Genomic DNA, 22852 nt, shown 5'->3' on the forward strand with positions numbered 1-22852 from the left:
TAGCAATTCGCACGTCACCCTTTGCACAGGGTCATGTCGATGTGCGCCAACAATCATGAATATTCAATAGTTTTCTTTTATTGTTCGAGTGGAGTCCGCCGTGTCACTTTCGCTTTGGCAGCAGTGTCTTGCCCGATTGCAGGATGAGTTACCAGCCACAGAATTCAGTATGTGGATCCGCCCGTTGCAGGCGGAGCTGAGCGATAACACGCTGGCTTTGTATGCGCCAAACCGTTTTGTGCTCGATTGGGTAAGAGACAAGTACCTTAATAACATCAACGGCCTGCTGAACGATTTCTGCGGGTCAGATGTCCCGCAGCTGCGTTTTGAAGTGGGCACCAGGCCCGTCACCCAAACCGTTCGTGAAACCGTGAATGTCGCAGCGCCAGCTCAGGCCGCTCCTGCGCCAGCCCCTCGCGTTGCACCTGCTCGTCAGGGCTGGGATAACGTGCCTGCACCGGCAGAGCCAACCTACCGTTCCAACGTTAACGTGAAGCACACGTTCGATAACTTCGTTGAAGGTAAGTCGAACCAGCTGGCGCGCGCGGCGGCTCGTCAGGTTGCTGATAACCCCGGTGGCGCCTACAACCCGCTGTTCCTGTATGGCGGCACGGGTCTGGGTAAAACGCACCTGCTGCACGCGGTGGGTAACGGCATTATGGCCCGCAAGCCGAATGCGAAAGTGGTGTATATGCACTCCGAGCGCTTCGTTCAGGACATGGTAAAAGCCCTGCAAAACAATGCGATCGAAGAGTTTAAACGCTACTACCGTTCCGTTGATGCGTTGCTGATCGATGACATCCAGTTCTTTGCCAATAAAGAACGATCGCAGGAAGAATTTTTCCACACCTTCAACGCCCTGCTGGAAGGTAATCAGCAGATCATTCTGACCTCGGATCGTTATCCTAAAGAGATCAACGGCGTTGAAGATCGTCTGAAATCCCGCTTCGGCTGGGGCCTGACCGTGGCGATCGAGCCGCCGGAGCTGGAAACCCGCGTCGCGATCCTGATGAAAAAAGCCGATGAGAACGACATTCGCCTGCCGGGTGAAGTGGCGTTCTTTATTGCCAAGCGTCTTCGTTCCAATGTGCGTGAGCTGGAAGGAGCACTGAACCGCGTGATCGCCAATGCCAACTTTACCGGTCGTGCGATCACCATCGATTTTGTGCGAGAAGCGCTGCGTGATCTGCTGGCATTGCAGGAAAAACTGGTCACTATCGACAATATTCAAAAGACGGTGGCCGAGTACTACAAGATCAAAGTGGCAGATTTACTGTCTAAACGTCGTTCCCGCTCGGTGGCGCGTCCGCGTCAGATGGCGATGGCGCTGGCAAAGGAGTTAACCAACCACAGTCTGCCGGAAATCGGCGATGCGTTTGGTGGCCGTGACCATACGACCGTGCTGCATGCGTGCCGCAAGATTGAGCAGTTACGCGAAGAAAGCCACGACATAAAAGAAGATTTCTCCAATTTAATCAGAACACTATCATCGTGACGCTATGAAATTTACCGTTGAACGTGAACATTTATTAAAACCGCTGCAACAGGTGAGTGGCCCATTAGGTGGCCGCCCAACGCTGCCTATTCTCGGAAACCTGCTGCTTCAGGTCGCGGACGGTACGCTGTCGCTGACCGGTACAGATCTGGAAATGGAAATGATCGCGCGCGTTACGCTGACGCAGCCGCACGACGCGGGCGCGACCACGGTTCCGGCACGTAAATTCTTTGATATCTGCCGTGGGCTGCCGGAAGGCGCTGAAATTGCCGTGCAGCTGGAAGGCGACCGTATGCTGGTGCGCTCTGGCCGCAGCCGTTTTTCGCTCTCCACGCTGCCTGCTGCAGACTTTCCGAACCTGGACGACTGGCAGAGTGAAGTTGAATTCACCCTGCCGCAGGCGACGATGAAGCGTTTGATTGAAGCCACGCAGTTCTCCATGGCGCATCAGGACGTTCGTTACTACTTAAACGGCATGCTGTTCGAAACCGAAGGCGAAGAGCTGCGTACCGTAGCGACCGACGGCCACCGTCTGGCGGTCTGTTCTATGCCGATTGGCGACTCGCTGCCAAACCATTCGGTGATCGTGCCGCGTAAAGGGGTGATTGAGCTGATGCGTATGCTCGACGGTGGCGACACGCCGCTGTGCGTGCAGATCGGCAGCAACAACATCCGCGCGCATGTGGGCGATTTTGTCTTCACTTCGAAGCTGGTTGACGGCCGTTTCCCGGATTATCGCCGCGTATTGCCGAAGAACCCGGACAAGACGCTGGAAGCGGGCTGCGATAGCCTCAAGCAGGCGTTTGCCCGTGCCGCCATTCTCTCTAACGAGAAATTCCGCGGCGTGCGTCTGTACGTGAGTGAAAACCAGATCAAAATCACCGCCAATAACCCGGAGCAGGAAGAGGCAGAAGAGATTCTGGACGTCACCTACGCCGGAACCGAGATGGAAATCGGCTTCAACGTCAGCTATGTGCTGGACGTGTTGAACGCGCTGAAATGCGAGAACGTGCGCATTCTGCTGACCGACTCCGTATCGAGCGTACAGATTGAAGATGCTGCCAGCCAAAGCGCGGCTTATGTTGTTATGCCAATGAGACTGTAATGTCGCTCACCCGTCTGTTGATCCGCGACTTTCGCAACATCGAAAGCGCGGATCTCGCTCTCTCCCCTGGCTTTAACTTCCTGGTTGGCGCAAACGGCAGTGGCAAAACCAGCGTGCTGGAAGCCATCTATACGCTCGGCCATGGTCGGGCGTTTCGCAGTTTGCAGATTGGCCGCGTCATTCGCCACGAGCAGGAATCTTTTGTTCTGCATGGGCGTTTGCAGGGGGCGGAGCGAGAAACCGCCATTGGCCTGACCAAAGACAAGCAGGGCGACAGCAAGGTACGCATCGACGGCACCGACGGCCACAAGGTGGCGGAGCTGGCGCTGCTCATGCCGATGCAGCTGATTACGCCCGAGGGGTTTACTTTACTCAACGGCGGCCCCAAATACAGAAGAGCATTCCTCGACTGGGGATGCTTTCACAACGAAGCCGGTTTCTTTAACGCCTGGAGCAACCTGAAGCGCCTGCTCAAGCAGCGTAACGCCGCGTTGCGCCAGGTCACCCGTTACGCCCAGCTGCGCCCGTGGGATTTGGAGCTTATCCCTCTCGCGGAACAGATCAGCCGCTGGCGTGCCGAATACAGCGCAGGTATCGCCGAAGACATGGCCGACACCTGCAAACAGTTTTTACCCGAGTTCTCTCTCACCTTCTCCTTCCAGCGCGGCTGGGAGAAAGAGACGGATTATGCTGAGGTGTTAGAGAGAAACTTCGAGCGCGACCGCATGCTGACCTACACCGCGCACGGCCCGCACAAGGCGGATTTCCGCATTCGTGCCGACGGTGCGCCGGTGGAAGACACATTGTCGCGCGGGCAACTCAAGCTCCTGATGTGCGCACTGCGCCTGGCGCAGGGAGAGTTCCTCACTCGCGAGAGCGGGCGACGCTGCCTGTACCTGATAGATGATTTTGCCTCGGAACTTGACGACGCGCGGCGCGGGCTGCTTGCCAGCCGCTTAAAAGCCACGCAGTCGCAGGTTTTCGTCAGCGCGATTAGCGCTGAACACGTTATGGACATGTCGGACGAAAATTCGAAGATGTTTACCGTGGAAAAGGGTAAAATAACGGATTAACCCAAGTTGAAATGAGCGAGAAACGTTGATGTCGAATTCTTATGACTCCTCCAGTATCAAAGTCCTGAAAGGGCTGGATGCGGTGCGTAAGCGCCCGGGTATGTATATCGGCGACACGGATGACGGCACCGGTCTGCACCACATGGTATTCGAGGTGGTAGATAACGCTATCGACGAAGCGCTCGCGGGTCACTGTAAAGACATCGTGGTCACCATCCATGCGGACAACTCCGTCTCCGTCACTGATGATGGCCGTGGCATCCCAACCGGTATTCACCCGGAAGAGGGCGTCTCTGCTGCGGAAGTGATCATGACCGTTCTGCACGCAGGCGGTAAGTTTGACGATAACTCCTATAAAGTTTCCGGCGGCCTGCACGGCGTAGGCGTCTCCGTGGTTAACGCCCTGTCGCAGAAGCTGGAGCTGGTTATCCAGCGTGAAGGCAAAATTCACCGTCAGCTTTATACGCACGGCGTGCCGCAGGCACCGCTGGCCGTCACTGGCGACACCGACAAAACCGGTACCATGGTGCGTTTCTGGCCGAGCCTCGAAACCTTCACCAACGTCACCGAATTCGAGTATGACATCCTGGCGAAACGCCTGCGTGAACTGTCGTTCCTGAACTCCGGTGTGTCGATTCGTCTGCGCGACAAGCGTGACAACAAAGAAGACCACTTCCACTACGAAGGCGGGATCAAGGCGTTCGTTGAGTATCTGAATAAGAATAAAACGCCAATTCACCCGAATATCTTCTACTTCTCCACAGAAAAAGACGGTATCGGCGTTGAAGTGGCGTTGCAGTGGAACGATGGTTTCCAGGAAAACATCTACTGCTTCACCAACAACATTCCACAGCGTGACGGCGGTACGCACCTGGCGGGCTTCCGCGCGGCGATGACCCGTACCCTGAACGCCTACATGGACAAAGAAGGCTACAGCAAAAAAGCGAAAGTCAGCGCCACCGGCGACGATGCCCGTGAAGGTTTGATTGCCGTTGTCTCCGTGAAGGTGCCGGATCCGAAGTTCTCATCACAGACCAAAGATAAGCTGGTCTCTTCTGAGGTGAAATCGGCGGTTGAACAGCAGATGAACGAACTGCTGAGCGAATACCTGCTGGAAAACCCGTCTGACGCGAAAATCGTTGTCGGCAAAATTATTGACGCGGCACGTGCTCGTGAAGCGGCGCGTAAAGCCCGTGAAATGACCCGTCGTAAAGGCGCTCTGGACTTAGCGGGTCTGCCAGGCAAGCTGGCTGACTGCCAAGAACGTGACCCGGCGCTCTCTGAACTGTACCTTGTGGAAGGGGACTCCGCGGGCGGTTCTGCGAAGCAGGGCCGTAACCGTAAGAACCAGGCAATCCTGCCGTTGAAGGGTAAAATCCTCAACGTTGAGAAGGCGCGCTTCGACAAAATGCTCTCTTCTCAGGAAGTAGCGACGCTTATCACCGCGCTGGGCTGCGGCATTGGGCGTGACGAGTACAACCCGGACAAACTGCGTTATCACAGCATCATCATCATGACCGATGCGGACGTCGACGGCTCGCACATCCGTACGCTGCTGTTGACCTTCTTCTATCGTCAGATGCCGGAAATCGTTGAACGTGGCCACGTCTACATTGCACAGCCACCGCTGTACAAAGTGAAGAAAGGCAAGCAGGAACAGTACATTAAAGATGACGATGCGATGGATCAGTACCAAATCGCGATCGCGCTTGACGGTGCAACCCTGCACGCGAACTCTCATGCCCCTGCACTGGCCGGCGAGCCGCTGGAGCGTCTGGTTTCTGAGTTCAACGCCACTCAGAAAATGATTGGTCGTATGGAGCGTCGTTATCCAAAAGCGCTGCTGAAGGAGCTGATCTATCAGCCAACCCTGACCGAAGCCGAACTGAGCGACGAACAGGCAGTTACCCGCTGGGTGAACACCCTGGTGAGCGAGCTGAACGAGAAAGAGCAGCACGGTAGCCAGTGGAAATTTGACGTTCAGCAGAACGCGGCCCAGCAGTTCGAGCCGATTGTTCGCGTGCGCACCCACGGCGTCGACACCGACTACCCGCTCGAGCATGAATTCGTGACCGGTCCGGAATACCGTCGTATCTGCACCCTCGGCGAGAAGCTGCGCGGTCTGATCGAAGACGATGCGTTTATCGAACGTGGCGAACGTCGTCAGCCGGTAGCCAGCTTCGAGCAGGCGCTGGACTGGCTGGTGAAAGAGTCCCGTCGCGGTCTTTCTATTCAGCGTTATAAAGGTCTGGGTGAAATGAACCCGGATCAGCTGTGGGAAACCACCATGGATCCAGAAAGCCGTCGTATGCTGCGCGTCACCGTGAAAGATGCGATTGCAGCCGACCAGCTGTTCACGACGTTGATGGGCGATGCGGTTGAACCACGCCGTGCCTTCATCGAAGAGAACGCGCTGAAAGCGGCGAATATCGATATTTAATCGTAGTGAGATTGCTTTACTGAGGCCGCGCATTTAGCGCGGCTTTTTTATGGGCGCAGACAAATCCAGCGACAGCACTGACGGTAAACGGCTGGCGAGCATATCGACGGCAATTCTGACTCTCAGTGGCAGATGTGGCGTCTTTTGCCAGACTGCATGAACGTCGAAGCGCACTTCCGGTGCCTGCTTTAACAGCGGGATGAGTTTTCCCTGATGAATTTCTCTGCTGGCCATCCAGCAGGGCAGCCACGCAATGCCGTGTCCGGCCAGCGCCGCATCGCAGATAGCCTGCAAGTCGTCCATGTTGAGTGAGGAGCGGGGAGTAAAGGTGTGCGACGTCCCTTCGTTATCCATCAGCTCCCAGGGCAAGACTCTGCCTGCGCGCAGATAGTTAATGGCTGCATGGTGTGCTAAATCCGCAACGCTTTGTGGCTGGCCCCTCTCCAGCAGGTAATCCGGCGCGGCGCACAGCACCATCCGGTGCTCCCCCAGCCTTCTGGCGACCAGCATGCTACTGTCCTGAAGCGTGCCGTTACGTACCGCCATATCGAATCCTTCCTCCACGAGATCCACCACGCGGTCGCTGAACGACATTTCCAGTTCAAGACCGGGGTGCTCCTGCGCCAGTTCTATCAGCAAAGGGGCAACGCACTGACGGCCAAACAGAACCGGCATGGCGACGCGCAGGCGGCCACGGATCTGCTGTTTTCCGGACTCAAGCAACGATTCTGCGCCCCGAATCTCCTCCAGCGCGCGCAGGCAGCGTTCATAAAAAAGTGCGCCGTTATCGGTCAGCTTCAGGCTACGGGTGGTTCGCTGAAACAGACGAACGCCAAGACGCTGTTCAAGGCGAGCGATGCTTTTTCCTACCGCCGAGCGTGACAAATGCAGACGGATGGCGGCCTGAGCAAAACTTCCCGCCTCCACGGCGGCGACAAAAACAGGGATATCCTTCAGCGTATCGCTCATGAATTGTATCTTTTGTGGCGTCAATAAAGAGAAAATTTATCGCCACTGGAGAGATTAAGTCAACGGTAGACTGTCAGAACTGAAGATTAATTGATGGCAGGAGTAAATTATGACAGAGACAATGCAACGCTGGTCCATGAATGCCCTCGGGCGCGAGAACCTCAGACTCATTCAGGAACCTGTTCAAACGCCTGGCCCGGGTGAAGTGCGCGTACGGGTAAATGCCGTTGCACTTAACTATCGCGATAAAATGGTTATTGAAGGCACGATGCCGATTCCGCTTGCCTTCCCGTTTACCCCTGCGTCTGACATGGCGGGCGTGGTGGACAGCACGGGCGAAGGCGTAACACGTTTCAAACCCGGCGCTCGCGTCATTTCCACTTTCTTCCCGGAGTGGATCGACGGCAGGCCGCAGGCGGACGCGCGCAATTTGCCCTATAAAACCTCCGGCGGCTATTTCCAGGGAATGCTGGCCGAGTATGTGATTGTGAAGGAAGACGCGCTGGTGGCCGCCCCGGACACTCTGGACGATGCAGAAGCCAGCACGCTGCCCTGCGCAGGGCTTACCGCCTGGTTCGCGCTGGTGGAGCGCGGTCAGTTACGTGCCGGGCAATCGGTACTGGTGCAGGGGACGGGCGGCGTGGCGATATTCGCCCTGCAGATCGCAAAAGCGCACGGCGCAGAGGTATTTGTCACCTCGGGGAGCGATGAAAAACTGGCGCTGGCCAAAAAACTGGGCGCCAGCCAGGGCATCAACCGGCTGAAAGGCGACTGGGCTGAAAATACCCTGGCGCTCACGCAGGATCGCGGCATCGACCATATTATCGAAACCGTGGGGGGAGAGAACCTGAAGCATTCCCTGCGTGCCGTTGCCGTTCACGGGCGTATTTCTGTTATTGGCGTGCTGGCCGGAAGTGAGATTTCGCTGTCCGCTGGCGAACTGTTGCTGAAATCTCCGGTCATTCAGGGGATTGGCGTCGGGCACCGCCGGGCGCTGGAAGATTTCGTCCGCGCTGTTGATGTGACGGGACTGAAACCTGTGATCGAGCATCGCTACCGCTTTGATGAACTCGAACAGGCGCTTAAACACCTGGATCGCGGTGCGTTTGGCAAAATTGTCCTGACCCGCGAGTAAGGCATTATTCCCCGGGATGCGGGTAAAAGGGGCACTTCTGTTGCGCAATGTAGCTCTATTTTTGTGTGCTTAATCGCGTTAGCATGAGACAGCACTCATTTATCCCGGGGAACTCATGGCTATCAAACTCATTGCAATCGACATGGACGGCACGCTGCTGCTGCCAGACCACACTATCTCTCCTGCCGTTAAAAACGCGATCGCTGCCGCACGCGCGAAGGGCGTGAATGTGGTACTGACCACGGGGCGTCCGTATGCGGGCGTGCACAGTTACCTGAAAGAGCTGCACATGAACCAGCCGGGCGATTACTGCATCACCTATAACGGCGCGCTGGTGCAGAAAGCCGCAGATGGCAGCACGGTTGCGCAAACGGCACTGAGCTACGACGACTATCTGTTCCTGGAAAAACTTTCCCGTGAAGTGGGCTCTCATTTCCACGCGCTCGATCGCAATACGCTCTACACCGCCAACCGCGATATCAGCTACTACACGGTACATGAATCTTACGTTGCGACCATTCCGCTGGTCTTCTGTGAAGCCGAGAAAATGGACCCGGCGACGCAGTTCCTGAAAGTAATGATGATCGATGAGCCGGAGATCCTGGATAAAGCCATCGCGCGTATTCCGGCAGAGGTCAAAGAGAAGTACACCGTGTTGAAAAGCGCGCCGTACTTCCTCGAAATTCTCGATAAACGCGTCAATAAAGGCACGGGCGTAAAATCACTGGCTGACGCGCTGGGTATTAAACCTGAGGAAATCATGGCGCTGGGCGACCAGGAAAACGACATCGCGATGATTGAATTCGCGGGGATGGGCGTCGCGATGGATAACGCGATCCCGTCGGTGAAAGACGTGGCTAACTTCGTCACCAAATCCAATCTGGAAGACGGTGTGGCGTACGCCATCGAGAAGTTTGTGCTGCAGTAACGCCTGTTTGCATTCATCGGCCTCGGTTATCAACCGGGGCTTTTTTTTGCGCTGAATTTATTGAATTGTTCTTTTTGTGATCTTGATTGTAGTACAACATTGAATGATTGTACTACATTACAGCCATGGCAAAGACGAACTCCCTCACGTTTGTACTGCAAAAGTGAGGTGAAATTCGGCGGTCGCGGTAAAGTAGTCATGTACACAAAGAGCACAAGGACTCTCCATGACTCTCAATAAAACCGATCGCATCGTCATTACGCTGGGCACCCAGATTGTCGGGGGCAAATATGTTCCCGGTTCGCCACTGCCAGCAGAGGCTGAACTGTGTGAGGAATTTGAAACTTCGCGCAACATCATCCGGGAAGTGTTCCGCTCGCTGATGGCGAAGCGTCTGATTGAAATGAAACGGTATCGCGGCGCGTTTGTTGCCCCGCGCAACCAGTGGAACTACCTCGATACCGACGTATTGCAGTGGGTACTGGAAAACGATTACGACCCGCGGCTTATCGGCGCGATGAGTGAAGTCCGAAATCTGGTGGAACCGGCAATCGCACGTTGGGCAGCGGAACGGGCAACGTCCGGCGACCTGGCACAAATCGAGTCGGCTTTAAACGACATGATTGCCAATAACCAGAACCGGGAAGCGTTCAATGAGGCTGATATTCGCTATCACGAAGCGGTGTTGCAGTCGGTACATAACCTGGTATTACAGCAGCTTAGCGTGGCGATCAGCTCGCTACAGCGAGCAGTATTTGAACGTACCTGGATGGGCGATGAGGCCAACATGCCAAAAACGCTCCAGGAACATAAAGCGCTGTTTGATGCGATACGGCATCAGGATGGCGATGCGGCAGAGCAGGCGGCACTTACCATGATTGCCAGCTCGACACGAAGGTTGAAGGAAATCACATGACATCTCGCTACATCGCAATTGACTGGGGTTCGACCAATCTGCGCGCCTGGCTGTACCAGGACGAGCAGTGCCTGGAGAGCAGGCAATCAGAAGCAGGCGTAACGCGCCTGAACGGTAAATCCCCTGAGGCGGTGTTAGCAGAAGTGACGCAAAACTGGCGCGATAGCGCCACGCCGGTAGTTATGGCGGGTATGGTAGGCAGTAACGTAGGCTGGAAAACCGCGCCTTATTTGCCTGTTCCCGCCCATTTCTCTGCTATTGGCGATCGTTTAACGTCCGTAGGCGACAATATCTGGATTATTCCCGGTTTGTGCGTTTCTCGCGACGATAACCACAACGTGATGCGCGGCGAAGAGACGCAGCTCCTTGGCGCGCGCACGCTATCTCCTTCTTCTGTCTACGTTATGCCCGGAACGCACTGCAAGTGGGTCCAGGCGGATGCTGAGCAAATCCACGACTTTCGCACCGTGATGACCGGCGAGCTGCATCATTTGCTGCTCAACCATTCGCTGGTGGGGGCTGGTTTGCCGGAGCAAAAATCCTCGCCAGAGGCGTTTGCTGCTGGTCTGGCGCGTGGGAACGCCTGTCCTGTCGTTTTGCCGCAACTTTTTGAGGTTCGCGCCTCGCACGTGCTGGGCGATCTCCCGCGCGAGCAGGTCAGTGAATTTCTCTCGGGCCTGCTGATTGGCGCTGAGGTCGCCAGCATGCGTGACTTCATCGCGCACGAGCAGGCCATCACGATTGTCGCAGGCGCATCGCTAACGTCACGCTATGAACAGGCGTTCCGCGCTGTTGGGCTTACCGTTTCAACGGTACCCGGCGACACGGCATTTCAGGCAGGAATAAGGAGCATCGCTCATGCAGTGGCAAACTGACCTTCCCCTTATCGCGATTTTGCGCGGTATCACGCCCGATGAGGCGTTAGCGCACGTCGGCGCAGTTATAGACGCCGGGTTCGACGCGGTGGAGATTCCGCTCAACTCCCCACAATGGGAAAAGAGCATTCCGGCCGTGGTGGATGCGTTTGGTGATAAAGCGCTGATTGGCGCGGGGACCGTCTTACAACCGGAGCAGGTGGACCAGCTGGCAAAGATGGGCTGCAAGCTCATCGTCACCCCGAACATCCATCCTGAGGTGATCCGCCGTGCGGTGGGTTACGGCATGACCGTTTGTCCGGGATGCGCGACGGCCACAGAAGCGTTTACTGCCCTCGACGCGGGCGCGCAATCGCTGAAAATTTTCCCGTCCTCGGCTTTTGGTCCGGATTACATCAAAGCGCTGAAGGCGGTATTGCCCGCCAGCGTGCCGGTCTTTGCCGTGGGTGGCGTTACGCCAGAAAACCTGGGCCAGTGGATAAGCGCTGGCTGTGTGGGCGCGGGGCTGGGCAGCGATCTTTATCGCGCCGGACAGCCCGTTGAACGTACCGCACAGCAGGCGGCAGCATTTGTGAAAGCGTATCGAGAGGCAGTGAAATGAAAATAACCAAACTCACCACGTACCGTTTACCCCCGCGCTGGATGTTCCTGAAAATCGAAACCGACGAAGGTGTTGTGGGCTGGGGCGAGCCGGTGATTGAAGGGCGAGCCCGCACCGTTGAAGCTGCAGTGCATGAGCTGGGGGAATATCTGATTGGGCAGGATCCGGCACGCATTAACGACCTCTGGCAGGTGATGTATCGCGCGGGTTTCTACCGCGGTGGTCCGATTCTCATGAGCGCTATCGCCGGTATCGACCAGGCGCTATGGGATATCAAAGGTAAAGTGCTGAACGCCCCGGTCTGGCAACTGATGGGTGGCCTGGTGCGCGACAAAATCAAAGCCTATAGCTGGGTCGGAGGCGACCGCCCTGCGGAAGTGATCGACGGCATTACACAGCTGCGCAACATCGGTTTTGACACCTTCAAGCTCAACGGCTGCGAAGAGATGGGCGTCATCGACAACTCGCGCGCGGTAGACCGGGCGGTAAATACCGTGGCGCAAATCCGTGAAGCCTTCGGCAACGAGATTGAGTTCGGTCTGGATTTTCATGGGCGTGTCAGCGCGCCGATGGCGAAGGTGCTCATTAAAGAACTGGAACCATATCGCCCGCTGTTTATCGAAGAGCCGGTGCTGGCCGAGCAGGCCGAATACTATCCGAAGCTGGCTGAACAGACGCACATTCCTATCGCGGCGGGCGAACGGATGTTCTCACGCTTTGAATTTAAACGGGTGCTCGAAGCGGGCGGCATTGCGATCCTGCAGCCGGATCTCTCCCACGCGGGCGGCATTACCGAATGCTACAAAATTGCCGGCATGGCAGAAGCCTACGACGTGGCGCTGGCTCCGCACTGTCCGCTCGGACCAATCGCGCTGGCGGCCTGCCTGCATGTCGATTTTGTCTCCCGCAATGCCGTGTTCCAGGAACAAAGCATGGGGATTCACTATAACAAAGGCGCGGAGCTGCTCGATTTTGTGAAAAACAAAGAAGACTTCAGCATGGAAGGCGGATTCTTTAAACCGTTAACGAAACCGGGTCTGGGCGTTGAAATTGACGAAGCCAAAGTTATTGAGCTGAGTAAACATGCGCCGGACTGGCGTAACCCGTTATGGCGGCATGAAGACGGTTCCGTCGCCGAGTGGTAAATGCGCGTCATACTTCGCGCTGGTGAGGCGTTGGCTGCGCTTTCTTACCCCGGTCACATACTTTTGTATGCTCCCGGGGATGCGAAAACTTGCCGCCTTCCCCCAGCACGAATTATTTAGCGCATTCTGGCTACGTTTTTAAATAAAAAAATAATTACACCCTCTGAAACTACAGGGCATGGTGAGCGGCTTCGCTATGCCCAAAATCTGGAGACAGATTGCGATGGATATTCCAGTTACTGCTGCAAAAACCGGGCGTCGCCGTTACCTGACGCTGTTGATGATCTTTATTACCGTGGTCATTTGTTATGTTGACCGCGCCAACCTTGCCGTGGCATCGGCCCATATTCAGGAAGAGTTTGGTATCACTAAAGCGGAAATGGGTTATGTCTTCTCGGCGTTTGCCTGGCTCTATACGCTTTGCCAGATCCCGGGCGGCTGGTTCCTTGACCGCGTGGGTTCACGTCTGACTTATTTTATCGCTATTTTTGGCTGGTCCGTGGCGACCTTGTTCCAGGGCTTCACGACCGGACTAATGTCGCTGATCGGCCTGCGTGCCATCACCGGGATATTTGAAGCACCCGCGTTCCCGACCAATAACCGCATGGTGACCAGCTGGTTCCCGGAACACGAACGTGCCTCCGCGGTGGGCTTTTACACCTCCGGGCAGTTTGTTGGTCTGGCATTCCTGACGCCATTGTTAATCTGGATCCAGGAACTGCTGAGTTGGCACTGGGTGTTTATTGTTACCGGTGGGATCGGCATCATCTGGTCGTTTATCTGGATTAAGGTCTATCAGCCGCCGCGCCTGACCAAAAGCATCAGCAAAGCAGAGCTGGACTATATCCGCGACGGCGGCGGCCTGGTGGATGGTGATGCGCCCGTGAAAAAAGAGGCGCGACAGCCGCTGACCAAAGCCGACTGGAAGCTGGTCTTCCACCGTAAGCTGGTGGGGGTTTACCTGGGGCAATTTGCGGTGACGTCCACGCTGTGGTTCTTCCTGACGTGGTTCCCAAACTACCTGACGCAGGAGAAGGGGATCACCGCGCTGAAGGCGGGCTTTATGACCACCGTACCGTTCCTTGCCGCGTTCTTCGGTGTCCTGCTCTCGGGCTGGCTGGCGGATAAGCTGGTAAAAAAAGGGTTCTCATTGGGGGTAGCGCGTAAAACACCGATTATCTGCGGATTGCTGATCTCCACCTGCATCATGGGTGCCAACTATACCAACGATCCGGTGTGGATAATGACCCTGATGGCAGTGGCGTTCTTTGGTAATGGTTTCGCATCGATTACCTGGTCGCTGGTGTCGTCCCTGGCACCGATGCGGCTGATCGGTCTGACCGGCGGTGTGTTCAACTTCGTTGGCGGGCTGGGTGGAATTACCGTGCCGCTGGTCATTGGTTATCTGGCTCAGGATTACGGTTTTGGCCCGGCGCTGGTTTACATCTCCGCCGTGGCGTTGATTGGCGCGCTTTCTTACATACTGCTGGTAGGCGATGTGAAACGAGTAGGCTAATCCACACGGATGTTTTACCCTGATGCGATAACTGCGCATCAGGGTATCCTCATGAAACAAATCACCTTCTCTTCCCGCAACCACCAGCTTACTAATATCAATACCTGGACGCCGGACAGCCAGTGGCTGGTCTATGACGTGCGTCCGTCAGGGGCGTCGTTCACCGGTGAAACCATCGAACGAGTTAACGTAGGCACGGGCGAGGTCGAGGTGATTTATCGCGCTACGGACGGCGCGCACGTTGGCGTGGTGACCGTTCATCCTGCACAGGATGAATACATCTTTATCCACGGTCCGAAACACCCGGATGCGGACTGGCGCTACGATTTTCATCATCGCCAGGGGGTGATTGCGCATCACGGTCAGGTAAGCAATCTGGATGCGATGGATATCACTGCGCCCTATACTCCAGGCGCGCTGCGCGGTGGCAGCCACGTACATGTCTTCAGCCCGAACGGACAGTTGGTCAGCTTTACCTATAACGACCATGTCATGCATATGCGCGATCCGAAGCTCGATTTACGCAACGTTGGCGTGGCGGCGCCTTTCGGCCCGGTGAATCCACAGGGGAACCATCCGCGTGAATATCCGGGAACCTTCTGGAGCGTGCTGGTCAGCCGCACGACGCCTAACCCACAACCGGGCAGCGACGAAATCAATCGCGCCTACGAAGAGGGCTGGGTGGGCAACGACAGGCTGGCGTTTATCGGCGATATCCTCTCAGCACAGGGCGAAAAAGTGCCTGAATTATTCATTGTTAACCTGCCAGTAGATGAACAGGGCTGGAAACGTGCGGGTGATGCGCCGCTGCAGGGAACGCCAGAAACGCTGCCTGCGCCGCCAGCGGGCGTGATGCAGCGTCGGTTAACCTTCACGCACCACAACCGCTATCCGGGTCTGGTGAACGTGCCGCGCCACTGGGTGCGCAGTAACCCGCAGGCGACACAAATCGCGTTTCTGATGCGTGATGATAACGGCGTTGTGCAGTTGTGGCTGATCTCGCCTGAGGGCGGCGAGCCGCGCCAGCTCACCCACGCTGAGCGCGATATCCAGTCTGCGTTCAACTGGCACCCGTCCGGGAAGATGCTGGGATTTGTGCTCGAAAATCGGATTGCGTGCTGCGACGCACAGACCGGAGAGGTGACGTTTTTGACGTCCGATCACGGCAATCCACCTTCTGCGGATGCCGTCGTGTTTTCTCCGAACGGGCGCGTTATTGCATGGATGGAAGAGACGGGCGGTTTCCGTCAGCTTTGGATAACGGAAACCGCACAGAACTAGCGCGGAGGCATCTCGGCGGGCGGAATGACGGCGTTGGTCGCCAGGTTTTCCTGCTCGCTTTTCTCTACCCGTGAACGCACGGAGTCATCCTTACGGAATACATCCCACGGCAGCAGAAGCGTATCCGCTACTGCCGTAAACGGCATATCCAGGATAACCAGGGATTTGGTGCCCCAGTTGGTATCGTCATCGGAGATCATCGCCGCGCTGGCGCGCGTCCCCGGATATGTTCCTTCTTTACCGCCGGTGTGAGACATCACGCTCGAACACCCGCAAAGTAAAACTACCCCGCTGAACGTCGTCAGCTTTATCAGAACATTTTTCATCATCACTCAGTCATCGTTAATGTTACTGCATAGACCTGCAACTCAGGGTTATAGCGAGCCTTATCCGAAATGGATAGCTCGATAATCCCGCACTGTGGCAGTCATCGCAATTTAACCCTTTGTGCTGTTGTCCCAGAGTCTATGCGACAACCAGCAAAGTGCAAAAAAATCTCACATAAATAGTCTTGAAAAGCCCGGTTCCAGACCCATTTTAAGAATGTGACCCGATAACGAACGCGCCTGATGGGCGTTCGGGGGCACAAAGGCCTGTCCATGGTGGAAGGCTATAATTTCTCGCTGATTTCAGGAGTTTTATTTATGCGTAACTTCGATCTTTCTCCGCTATACCGTTCTGCAATTGGTTTTGACCGCCTGTTTAACCATTTAGAAAATAACCAAAGCCAGAGCAATGGCTACCCTCCATACAATGTCGAGCTGGTTGACGAAAACCACTACCGCATCGCGATTGCCGTTGCCGGTTTTGCAGAAAACGAACTGGAGATCACCGCGCAGGACAACCTGCTGGTGGTGAAAGGTTCCCATACGGCCGAGCAGAAAGAACGTACCTACCTCTACCAGGGCATCGCCGAGCGTAACTTTGAACGCAAGTTCCAGTTAGCCGAGAACATTCACGTCAAGGGCGCGAACCTGGTTAACGGCCTGCTGTTTATCGAACTGGAACGCGTGATTCCGGAAGAGAAAAAACCGCGCCGTATCGAAATTAACTAATCACGGGGGTCGCAAGCGCGGCCCACACAGACTTGCTTGCCGTAACGGGAGCATATGCGAATCCATCAGGATTTGCAGGAACAACTGCGCACAAAATTAAACTGTGCCGAACTCGCTTCTTAGAAGGAGATTTAGTATGCGTAACTATGATTTATCCCCTCTGCTGCGTCAGTGGATTGGTTTTGACAAACTGGCTAACGCCCTGCAAAGCACGACTGAGCACCAGACGTTTCCGCCGTATAACATTGAAAAAAGTGACGATAACCACTATCGCATCACCCTTGCGCTGGCCGGTTTCCGCCAGGAGGATCTGGACATCCAGCTTGAAGGTACCCGTCTGACCGTGAAAGGGACGCCGGAAAAACAGGAGACCGAGACTCAATGGCTGCATCAGGGGCTGGTTAATCAGCCGTTTAGCCTGAGCTTTACCCTGGCAGACCATATGGACGTGTCAGGTGCGACCTTTACCAACGGGCTACTGCATATCGATCTGACCCGTAACGTACCGGAAGCCATCGCGCCGCAGCGTATCGCCATTAGCGAGCGGCCAGCGTTGAACAGTTAACAAGCCCGCCGAACCTGTAGGTCGGGTAAGGCGTAGCCGCCACCCGACACCGCTCACAGACCGCATAAGGCCCTGCCCCGGCAGGGCTTTTTTGTGCGCCATCGCCCATACAACGCCCCACTGCTCTGAGAGAATCCCTGGTATAACTAAGGTTATGGGCAGGGAGTAGATCATGAGTGATATCGCGTTAACCGTTAGCGTGTTGGCCCTGGTCGCTGTTGTGGGACTATGGATAGGCAATATCAAAATCCGCGGTGTCGGGTTTGGCATTGGTGGCGTGCTGTTTGGCGGCATTTTTGTCGGGCATTTTGCCGATCGGCTCGGGCTGGCTCTGAGCGCTGAAATGCTCCACTTTGTTCAGGAGTTCGGCCTGATTCTGTTCGTTTATACCATCGGGATTCAGGTAGGCCCTGGCTTTTTCGCCTCCCTGCGTGTCTCCGGACTACGGCTCAACCTGTTTGCCCTCGGCATTGTGGTGATGGGCGGGCTGGTCACCGCGATTCTGCACAAAATCTTTGATATTCCCCTTCCTGTGGTACTGGGCATTTTCTCCGGTGCGGTCACCAACACCCCGGCGCTCGGTGCGGGCCAGCAAATCCTGCGCGATCTGGGGATTCAACCCGGCATTGTCGACCAGATGGGGATGAGCTACGCCATGGCCTATCCGTTTGGCATCTGTGGCATTCTGCTCTCCATGTGGCTGGTACGCGTACTGTTTCGCGTTAACGTCGAATCAGAGGTCAAAGATCACGAAACCACGCTGACCAACGGCCATATGCCCATCAAAACCATCAACATTCGCGTCGATAATCCCAACCTGAATAATATGGCGATTCAGGACGTGCCGATCCTGAACAGCGCCAACATCATCTGCTCCCGCCTTAAGCGTGACGATATGCTGATGGTGCCCGCGCCCGGCACCGTTATTCAGCAAGGCGATCTGCTACATCTGGTCGGCCAGCCCGGGGATTTAAACAATGCGCGACTGGTCATTGGTCAGGAAGTGGACACCTCGCTCTCCACGCGCGGCACCGATATGCGGGTGGAACGCGTTGTGGTGACCAATGAGCATGTTCTCGGCAAAAAAATACGCGATCTGCAGGTAAAAGAACGCTATGACGTGGTTATCTCCCGTCTGAATCGCGCGGGTGTTGAACTGGTCGCCAGCCCGGAAGCCAGCCTGCAGTTCGGGGATATCCTCAACCTGGTTGGTCGCCCGTCGTCAATTGACGCGGTGGCGGATATGGTGGGTAACGCCCAGCAAAAACTGCAGCAGGTACAGATGCTGCCGGTGTTTATCGGCATCGGTCTGGGCGTGCTGCTGGGCTCCATTCCACTGTACGTGCCGGGCTTCCCGGTGGCGCTTAAGCTGGGCCTGGCAGGCGGGCCGCTGATTATGGCGCTGATCCTCGGGCGCATCGGCTGTATTGGTAAGCTCTACTGGTTTATGCCGCCGAGTGCCAACCTGGCGCTGCGCGAGCTGGGCATCGTGCTGTTTCTGGCAGTGGTCGGGCTGAAATCCGGCGGGGATTTTGTCGATACCCTAATCAAGGGCGAAGGGATGAGCTGGGTCGGTTACGGCATATTTATCACGGCAATCCCGCTGCTGACGGTAGGCATTCTGGCGCAGATGTTCGCCAAAATGAACTACCTGACGCTGTGCGGCATGCTGGCGGGCTCCATGACCGATCCCCCAGCGCTCGCGTTTGCCAATAACCTGCATGCCACCAGCGGTGCAGCGGCACTCTCCTATGCCACCGTCTACCCGCTGGTAATGTTCCTGCGCATCATCACGCCGCAGCTACTCGCGGTGCTGTTCTGGGGGATGAGCTAGCAGCACTTCCGGGTGGATGCGCCGCAGATGGTAGTCCACCTGGTAATCACTGGTATTACGGAACATCACGGAATAATTGAGGAACTCGCCGCTGTCGCTGTAGGAAAGTGACGTGATTCGCAGCAGCGGCGTCTGTTCCGGCAGGTTCAGGTAACCGGCCAGCTGTTTATCTGCCAGCACCGGCGTCAGGCTCTCATAGTTGCCGCTGATGGTGATCCCGCACTCTTTCTCGATGTAATCAAACTTTGACCCTTCCAGATGCGCCAGCGAGAGGTTGCGAAACAGCTTCACCGGCATAAAGCTGTCCTCCAGCATCAGCGGCTTCCCGTCCACGTAGCGTACCCGCCGGGAAAAGTAGATCCGCTCATCGACCTGAATCCGCAGCTGGCTGGCGATGGCGGGTGGCGCGGGCATCACTTCAAACTGCAACACTTTACTCTGCACCTCTTTTCCCTGCTGACGCAGCACCTCCACCAGCCCGGTCAGATTCGTGGTTTCGTGGTGAACGTCCTTACGCGAGACAAACGTGCCGCTGCCGTGCCGTCGCTCAACCAGCCCCCAGCTCACCAGCAGATCCAGCGCCTTGCGGATGGTCATGCGCGCCACGCCGAACTCCTGCGCCAGCGCTTTCTCACCCGGTAGCGGGCTGCCGATGTTGTAGTCCGACGAATTCAGCCGCAGCCGCAATCTGTCGGCAATAGATTTGTAGATCACCAGTAGACCTCTCTGCCCGCATCATGGCGTCGGTTACGTCTTCACATGTCCATATTTACAACGAAAAGTAGACCTCACTGGTCAAAATAAAACCATGAATGCGATCACGAATCGCAACGGCACGCCATGTTCGCGTATCAGTAAGTTCTTATGCTCACCTCAGGCCAGCAAAAAAACATAACGGCCTCTACCCCCTACAGGTTGTTACGTGAGGATTTAAAAATGCTCAGTCAAATACAACGTTTTGGCGGTGCCATGTTTACCCCGGTATTGCTGTTTCCGTTTGCCGGGATCGTGGTGGGAATCGCCATTATGCTTCGCAACCCGCTGTTTGTCGGCGAAGCCTTAACGGCCCCTGATAATCTTTTCGCGCAGATCGTTCACATTATTGAAGAGGGCGGCTGGGCGGTATTTCGCAATATGCCGCTGATTTTCGCCGTCGGTTTACCGATTGGCCTGGCAAAGCAGGCGCAGGGCCGCGCCTGTCTGGCGGTGCTGATTAGCTTCCTGACCTGGAACTACTTCATCAACGCGATGGGGATGACCTGGGGTCACTTCTTCGGCGTCGATTTCTCCGCCGAACCCACGGCGGGAAGCGGGCTGGCGATGATTGCCGGGATCAAAACGCTCGATACCAGCATCATCGGTGCCATTGTGATTTCTGGCATCGTGACCGCTATCCACAACCGCTATTTCGACAAGCCGCTGCCGGTTTTCCTGGGGATTTTCCAGGGCAGTTCGTTTGTCGTTATCCTCGCGTTTTTCGTCATGATCCCCTGCGCCTGGCTGACATTGCTGGGCTGGCCGAAAGTGCAGATGGGCATTGAGTCCCTACAGGCGTTCCTGCGCTCTGCCGGTGCGCTGGGCGTGTGGGTGTACACCTTCCTGGAACGCATTCTGATTCCAACCGGACTGCACCACTTCGTCTATGGCCCGTTCATCTTCGGCCCGGCGGCGGTGGAAGGCGGTATTCAGGTCTACTGGGCGCAGCATCTGCAGGAATTCAGCCAGAGTACCCTGCCGCTGAAAACCCTCTTCCCCGAAGGCGGGTTCGCGCTCCACGGCAATTCAAAAGTGTTTGGCTCGGTCGGGATTGCGCTGGCGATCTGGTACACCGCCTCAGCGGAAAACCGCGTCAAGGTGGCGGGGCTGCTGGTCCCGGCCACGCTCACTGCCGTGCTGGTGGGCATTACTGAACCACTCGAATTCACCTTCCTGTTTATCTCGCCGCTGCTGTTTGCCGTTCACGCCGTGCTGGCGGCCACCATGGCAACGGTGATGTACACCTTTGGGGTGGTCGGCAACATGGGCGGCGGCCTGCTGGACCAGTTCCTGCCGCAAAACTGGATCCCGATGTTCCATAACCACGCCTCAACGGTCTTCACGCAAATCGGCATCGGCGTCTGCTTTACCGGCCTCTACTTCATGGTTTTCAAAACGCTGATTGTGCGTCTGAACCTCAAAACGCCGGGCCGGGAAGAGAGCGAAATCAAACTGTACAGCAAGGCCGACTATAAGGCGGCACGCGGGCAAACCACTGCCCCGGCGGCGGCCAGCCAGCAGGTCGGACAGGCCGCCGGATTCCTGCAGGCGCTCGGCGGTGCGGCCAATATCGAAAGCATCAACAACTGCGCCACCCGCTTGCGTATCGCGCTGGTGGATATGGCGAAAACCCAAAGCGACGACGTCTTCAAAGCCCTGGGCGCACACGGTGTGGTGCGACGCGGCAACGGCATTCAGGTGATTGTCGGTCTGCACGTTCCTCAGGTGCGTGACCAGCTGGAATCGCTGATGAAAACCCCTTTAACGAATGAACAAACCACCCTGACAGAGGCTATATCATGAAAAAATTCTCAGTTGTCATTGCAGGCGGCGGCAGCACCTTTACGCCTGGTATCGTCCTGATGCTGTTAGCCAACCGTGACCGTTTCCCGCTGCGCGCCCTGAAGTTTTATGACAACGACGGCGCACGTCAGGAGACCATCGCCGAAGCGTGCAAAATCATCCTTAGAGAGCAGGCGCCGGAGATTGAGTTTAGCTACACCACCGATCCTAAAGCGGCGTTTACCGATGTGGATTTCGTGATGGCGCATATCCGCGTCGGCAAATACCCGATGCGTGAAAAAGATGAGAAAATCCCGCTGCGCCACGGCGTGCTGGGCCAGGAAACCTGCGGGCCTGGTGGGATTTCCTACGGCATGCGCTCGATCGGCGGCGTGCTAGAGCTGGTAGATTACATGGAGCAGTACTCCCCGAATGCGTGGATGCTGAACTACTCCAACCCGGCGGCGATTGTCGCGGAAGCCACGCGCCGCCTGCGTCCGAATGCTAAAATCCTCAACATCTGCGATATGCCGATTGGCATCGAAGGACGCATGGCGCAGATCGTTGGCCTGAAAGACCGCAAAGAGATGCGCGTGCGCTACTACGGTCTGAACCACTTCGGCTGGTGGACCTCAATAGAAGATCTCAACGGTAACGATTTAATGCCGAAACTGCGCGAATACGTGGCGAAATACGGCTATGTTCCGCCTTCTGAAGATGCGCATACCGAAGCAAGCTGGAACGATACCTTTGCTAAAGCAAAAGATGTGCAGGCGCTGGATCCGGACACCATGCCGAACACCTATCTGAAATACTATCTGTTCCCGGACTACGTTGTTGCGCACTCTAACCCGGAACGGACCCGCGCCAATGAAGTCATGGATCACCGCGAGAAACATGTGTTCAGCTCCTGTCGGGCGATCATCGAAGCGGGTAATTCCGCCGCCGGGGAGCTGGAAATCGACGAACATGCGTCGTACATCGTCGATCTGGCGACCGCGATTGCCTTTAACACCCAGGAACGCATGTTGCTGATTGTGCCAAACAACGGTGCCATTCATAACTTTGATGCCGATGCGATGGTGGAAATTCCGTGTCTGGTGGGCCATAACGGACCGGAGCCGCTCACGGTTGGCGATATTCCACACTTCCAGAAAGGGCTGATGAGCCAGCAGGTGGCGGTGGAAAAACTGGTGGTGGATGCCTGGGAGCAGCGTTCGTATCAGAAACTCTGGCAGGCGATTACCCTGTCGAAAACCGTGCCGAGCGCGTCAGTCGCGAAAGCGATTCTGGATGACCTGATCGAAGCCAACAAAGAGTACTGGCCGGAACTGCACTAACCTTCCTGACCGGCATCCCCCGATGCCGGTCTCCTTGTCCT

At 56.1% G+C, this 22852-nt stretch carries 20 protein-coding genes and 1 other annotated feature; of the genes, 17 read left to right on the forward strand and 3 right to left on the reverse strand.

Going from position 1 to position 22852, the window contains the following annotated elements; translation table 11 throughout:
* Positions 1-100 precede the first annotated feature (100 nt).
* From dnaA to gyrB, 4 genes are read left to right on the forward strand one after another with little or no spacing between them, the layout of a single operon-like run.
* Positions 101-1495: a chromosomal replication initiator protein DnaA gene (gene dnaA / locus L3068_RS00005; RefSeq protein ID WP_014881902.1), complete on the forward strand. Its 1395-nt coding sequence runs from the start codon at positions 101-103 to the stop codon at positions 1493-1495.
* A 4-nt stretch (positions 1496-1499) separates the two neighbouring features.
* A complete protein-coding gene (gene dnaN / locus L3068_RS00010; RefSeq protein WP_117582114.1) occupies positions 1500-2600 on the forward strand; it encodes a DNA polymerase III subunit beta in 1101 nt (366 codons plus the stop codon).
* The gene (recF, locus tag L3068_RS00015) at positions 2600-3673 is read left to right on the forward strand and encodes a DNA replication/repair protein RecF (RefSeq protein ID WP_014881903.1); all 1074 of its coding nucleotides are present in this window, start codon (positions 2600-2602) and stop codon (positions 3671-3673) included. The genes dnaN and recF overlap by 1 nt, the downstream gene beginning before the upstream one ends.
* Before the next feature lie 28 nt (positions 3674-3701).
* Positions 3702-6113 (forward strand): DNA topoisomerase (ATP-hydrolyzing) subunit B, encoded by a 2412-nt coding sequence (gyrB, locus tag L3068_RS00020; protein ID WP_014881904.1) that lies wholly within the window; start codon positions 3702-3704, stop codon positions 6111-6113.
* 33 nt (positions 6114-6146) lie between these two features.
* Here the strand turns inward: gyrB and L3068_RS00025 are convergent, their stop codons facing one another.
* Entirely contained in the window at positions 6147-7082 is a 936-nt protein-coding gene (locus tag L3068_RS00025) for a LysR family transcriptional regulator (protein ID WP_014881905.1), read from the reverse strand.
* A gap of 109 nt (positions 7083-7191) precedes the next feature.
* On the opposite strand from L3068_RS00025, the gene L3068_RS00030 reads away from it, so the two are divergent.
* From L3068_RS00030 to L3068_RS00065, 8 genes are all read left to right on the forward strand, one after another.
* Positions 7192-8217, forward strand: coding sequence for a zinc-dependent alcohol dehydrogenase family protein (locus L3068_RS00030; protein WP_045134497.1), 1026 nt, complete (start codon positions 7192-7194; stop codon positions 8215-8217).
* 115 nt (positions 8218-8332) lie between these two features.
* Entirely contained in the window at positions 8333-9145 is an 813-nt protein-coding gene (gene yidA / locus L3068_RS00035) for a sugar-phosphatase (RefSeq protein ID WP_014881907.1), read from the forward strand.
* A gap of 226 nt (positions 9146-9371) precedes the next feature.
* Positions 9372-10061 (forward strand): D-galactonate utilization transcriptional regulator DgoR, encoded by a 690-nt coding sequence (dgoR, locus tag L3068_RS00040; RefSeq protein WP_236904772.1) that lies wholly within the window; start codon positions 9372-9374, stop codon positions 10059-10061.
* Positions 10058-10936, forward strand: a complete 879-nt coding sequence (locus L3068_RS00045; RefSeq protein WP_014881909.1) for a 2-dehydro-3-deoxygalactonokinase — start codon at positions 10058-10060, stop codon at positions 10934-10936. The genes dgoR and L3068_RS00045 overlap by 4 nt, the downstream gene beginning before the upstream one ends.
* Positions 10920-11537, forward strand: coding sequence for a 2-dehydro-3-deoxy-6-phosphogalactonate aldolase (locus L3068_RS00050; RefSeq protein WP_032635239.1), 618 nt, complete (start codon positions 10920-10922; stop codon positions 11535-11537). The genes L3068_RS00045 and L3068_RS00050 overlap by 17 nt, the downstream gene beginning before the upstream one ends.
* On the forward strand, positions 11534-12682 hold the full coding sequence (gene dgoD, locus L3068_RS00055; protein ID WP_024907394.1) for a galactonate dehydratase: 1149 nt from the start codon (positions 11534-11536) through the stop codon (positions 12680-12682). Before L3068_RS00050 ends, dgoD begins: the two co-directional genes overlap by 4 nt.
* 178 nt (positions 12683-12860) lie before the next feature.
* On the forward strand, positions 12861-14198 hold the full coding sequence (locus L3068_RS00060) for an MFS transporter (RefSeq protein ID WP_058690211.1): 1338 nt from the start codon (positions 12861-12863) through the stop codon (positions 14196-14198).
* Positions 14199-14249: 51 nt separating this feature from the next.
* On the forward strand, positions 14250-15479 hold the full coding sequence (locus L3068_RS00065; RefSeq protein WP_181969323.1) for a YidR family protein: 1230 nt from the start codon (positions 14250-14252) through the stop codon (positions 15477-15479).
* Here L3068_RS00065 and L3068_RS00070 read toward each other — a convergent pair.
* Entirely contained in the window at positions 15476-15808 is a 333-nt protein-coding gene (locus L3068_RS00070) for a YceK/YidQ family lipoprotein (RefSeq protein ID WP_014881914.1), read from the reverse strand. The two genes, L3068_RS00065 and L3068_RS00070, sit on opposite strands and share 4 nt — an antisense overlap.
* Before the next feature lie 250 nt (positions 15809-16058).
* Positions 16059-16130: a sequence feature (ROSE (Repression Of Heat Shock gene Expression) occurs in the 5'-region of heat shock genes and acts as an RNA thermometer to modulate expression.), on the forward strand.
* Here L3068_RS00070 and ibpA point away from each other — a divergent pair.
* From ibpA to L3068_RS00085, 3 genes are all read left to right on the forward strand, one after another.
* Positions 16124-16534, forward strand: a complete 411-nt coding sequence (gene ibpA / locus L3068_RS00075; protein ID WP_008500162.1) for a small heat shock chaperone IbpA — start codon at positions 16124-16126, stop codon at positions 16532-16534. Its footprint overlaps the feature before it by 7 nt.
* A 136-nt stretch (positions 16535-16670) precedes the next feature.
* Positions 16671-17099, forward strand: coding sequence for a small heat shock chaperone IbpB (ibpB, locus tag L3068_RS00080; RefSeq protein ID WP_014881915.1), 429 nt, complete (start codon positions 16671-16673; stop codon positions 17097-17099).
* A 172-nt stretch (positions 17100-17271) separates the two neighbouring features.
* The gene (locus L3068_RS00085) at positions 17272-18933 is read left to right on the forward strand and encodes a putative transporter (protein ID WP_117582110.1); all 1662 of its coding nucleotides are present in this window, start codon (positions 17272-17274) and stop codon (positions 18931-18933) included.
* On the opposite strand, the gene L3068_RS00090 is transcribed toward L3068_RS00085, so the two are convergent.
* The gene (locus L3068_RS00090; RefSeq protein ID WP_014881917.1) at positions 18901-19647 is read right to left on the reverse strand and encodes a GntR family transcriptional regulator; all 747 of its coding nucleotides are present in this window, start codon (positions 19645-19647) and stop codon (positions 18901-18903) included. The two genes, L3068_RS00085 and L3068_RS00090, sit on opposite strands and share 33 nt — an antisense overlap.
* 222 nt (positions 19648-19869) lie before the next feature.
* On the opposite strand from L3068_RS00090, the gene L3068_RS00095 reads away from it, so the two are divergent.
* Together L3068_RS00095 and L3068_RS00100 are read left to right on the forward strand one after the other, a co-directional pair.
* On the forward strand, positions 19870-21492 hold the full coding sequence (locus L3068_RS00095) for an alpha-glucoside-specific PTS transporter subunit IIBC (RefSeq protein ID WP_014881918.1): 1623 nt from the start codon (positions 19870-19872) through the stop codon (positions 21490-21492).
* Complete coding sequence (locus L3068_RS00100; RefSeq protein ID WP_058690212.1) at positions 21489-22811, forward strand: 6-phospho-alpha-glucosidase; 1323 nt, start codon at positions 21489-21491, stop codon at positions 22809-22811. Before L3068_RS00095 ends, L3068_RS00100 begins: the two co-directional genes overlap by 4 nt.
* Positions 22812-22852 lie beyond the last annotated feature (41 nt).

It is taken from the genome of Enterobacter cloacae complex sp. ECL414, assembly GCF_021869685.1.
GTDB lineage: Bacteria > Pseudomonadota > Gammaproteobacteria > Enterobacterales > Enterobacteriaceae > Enterobacter > Enterobacter kobei.